3 protein-coding genes are annotated in these 2,582 nt (G+C 60.0%); all 3 read right to left on the bottom strand.

Annotation, left to right across the window (positions count from 1 at the left end; genetic code table 11):
* A partial coding sequence (locus ACJWXQ_RS06010) for a cbb3-type cytochrome c oxidase subunit I (protein ID WP_406672363.1) occupies positions 1-1,025 on the bottom strand: 1,025 nt, incomplete at its 3' end.
* A 27-nt stretch (positions 1,026-1,052) separates the two neighbouring features.
* The gene (gene coxB, locus ACJWXQ_RS06015; RefSeq protein WP_346051434.1) at positions 1,053-1,916 is read right to left on the bottom strand and encodes a cytochrome c oxidase subunit II; all 864 of its coding nucleotides are present in this window, start codon (positions 1,914-1,916) and stop codon (positions 1,053-1,055) included.
* A 92-nt stretch (positions 1,917-2,008) separates the two neighbouring features.
* On the bottom strand, positions 2,009-2,582 hold a 574-nt coding region (locus tag ACJWXQ_RS06020; protein WP_406672364.1), incomplete at its 5' end, for a DUF2244 domain-containing protein.

Genomic DNA, 2,582 nt, shown 5'->3' on the forward strand with positions numbered 1-2,582 from the left:
CCACGCCACATGGTCGCCACCCAGTTGAAGATCTTCACGCCCGTGGGCACGGCAATCAGCATGGTGGTGAACATGAAGAACAGCAGCCCGGCCACCGGCATGCCCACGGTGAACATGTGGTGAGCCCAGACAATGAAGCTCAAGAAGGCAATGGCGGCAATGGCGTAGACCATGGCGCTGTAGCCGAAGAGCTTCTTGCGGGCAAAGGTCGGGATGATCTCGGAGATGATCCCGAAGGCCGGCAGGATCATGATGTAGACCTCGGGGTGCCCGAAGAACCAGAAGATGTGCTGGAACAGGACCGGGTCACCGCCGCCGGCGGCATCAAAGAAGGCGGTACCGAAGTACTTGTCGGTGAGCAGCATGGTCACCGCACCGGCCAGCACCGGCATCACCGCGATGAGCAGATAGGCGGTAATCAGCCAGGTCCACACGAAGATGGGCATCTTCAGAAGCCCCATGCCCGGGGCCCGCATGTTCATGATGGTCACGATGATGTTGATCGCGCCCATGATGGAGGAGATACCCAGAACGTGAATGCCGAATACCAGGAGCGGGAAGGCATCCCCCGTCTGCAATGAGAGCGGCGGATAGATGGTCCAGCCCGCGGCCGGCGCACCGCCCGGCACGAAGAAGGTCATCAGCAGAAGCGTGAAGCCGATGGGCAGGATCCAGAAGCTCCAGTTGTTCATGCGCGGCAGGGCCATGTCCGGCGCCCCCACCATCATGGGGATCATCCAGTTGGCCAGACCCACGAAAGCCGGCATGACGGCGCCGAAGATCATGATCAGCGCGTGCATGGTGACCATCTGGTTGTAGAACATGGGGTCAACCAGATTCATGCCGGGCTGGATCAGCTCGGCACGGATGACCATGGCCATGGCCCCGCCCACGAAGAACATGATCAGGCTGAACCAGAGGTACAGCGTGCCAATGTCCTTGTGATTGGTGGTAAACAGCCAGCGACGCATGCCCTTGGCCGGGCCGTGATGCTCGTCGTGATGGGTATCGGTAGCAGTGCTCATTTTTTCTCTCGACCTCCGGCTCAGTCTTTACCGGGCCACGTCAATGGCGGAAACCTGGGTTGCGTCTTCGTTCTCGGCGTTGCGATCGCGCATCTCTTCCAACCAGGCCTCGTACTCTTCCTGTTCCACCGCCTCGACGACGATGGGCATGAAGCCATGGTCACGGCCACAGAGTTCAGCGCACTGACCGCGATACACACCGGGTTCGGAAATCTCGAACCAGAGTTCGTTGACGAAACCGGGAATGGCGTCTTTCTTACCACCCAACTCAGGCACCCACCAGGCGTGAATGACATCATTGGCGGTCAACAGCAAAAGGACTTTCTGGTCCACGGGAACAACCACGCGGTTATCCACTTCCAGCAGATAGTTGTCCACGTCGAGGGGGTCGATCTCGCGATGGGCGCGAAGCTGGCGGGCACGATTGCTGTCATCGTCCAGACGGCTGTAGAAGGACACATCCTCGCCACGATATTCGTAATGCCAGAACCACTGATAACCAGTGACCTGGATACTCATGTCGTAATCGCGATAGTCCTCGATATCGATGAGTGCCCGCGCGGAAGGAATGGCCATGCCCACAAGAATCAGGAAAGGCACGGCGGTCCACACCACTTCAACGGCGGTATTGTGGTGCCACTTGGCCGGTTCCACGCCCCGGGATTTGCGGTGCAGGAAAATGGAAATGATCATCGCCCCGAACACGATGACCCCGATGGCAACGCAGATCCAGAAGATCAGCATGTGCAGGTCATAAATGTCGGAACTGATGGATGTCACGCCACGGGGCAAGTTAATGCCTTCACGGAAGGCCAGTGCCGACCCGGGAAGCAAGAACAGGCCGAGCAAGACGGTGTGGCGAATGGCGCCTGAAAGCTTCGCTTTGAACATGCTTTCACTTCTCCTGCGTGATGGATCAAGCAGACCACCCGAGCAAGGCGTGGCGGTCTACCGGCTCCGCCCGGCTTAAGAGGACGGAGATTTCATTTTCCGGTGGCCAGCAGGCCCCTGAGCCGCTCGCCAAGCGAACTGCGCTCCGATTCTGTCAAACAACGCCCGATCTCGCACTGCCGATGCCCTTCGCGCAAAAACAGGCGGGCGGGATAGTTGCGATGAGCGGCGGGCTCCAGCTCGACCCTCACCCAGGCTCGATGAAACCGCTGCTCTGTCTCCGGACGTCCGCGGCCCTGCTCAACCCGAAGGGAATCTCCCTCCAGGGTGATGACCTCGCGATAGCGGGTTCGCCGCTCCACGACGTAGAGGCATATCGCCAGGACCAGCAACTCCAGCCCGGCGAAAGGCAGAACCGGCCATAATCCGCGTGCCGCCACGCTGGCGCTGACCAGCAGCACGGCAAGGGCAACCACAAGAAAAAAGATCACCCGGCCCCGTGAACCGAGGGAGTCATTGGGGCTGACCACGATTCGATGCGGCGCCTGCCCCGGTGATCCTTCCTCATGCCTCATGGATTCGACCCGGGTTTCCGGAGGCGGAAATGGTACTTCAAGGCCCTGCGGGGCGCAATGGCGGCTGGGTCGGGGAAATCCATGATTGGGG

Origin of the sequence: Natronospira sp. (genome assembly GCF_007134575.1) — a bacterium.
Taxonomy (GTDB): domain Bacteria; phylum Pseudomonadota; class Gammaproteobacteria; order Natronospirales; family Natronospiraceae; genus Natronospira; species Natronospira elongata.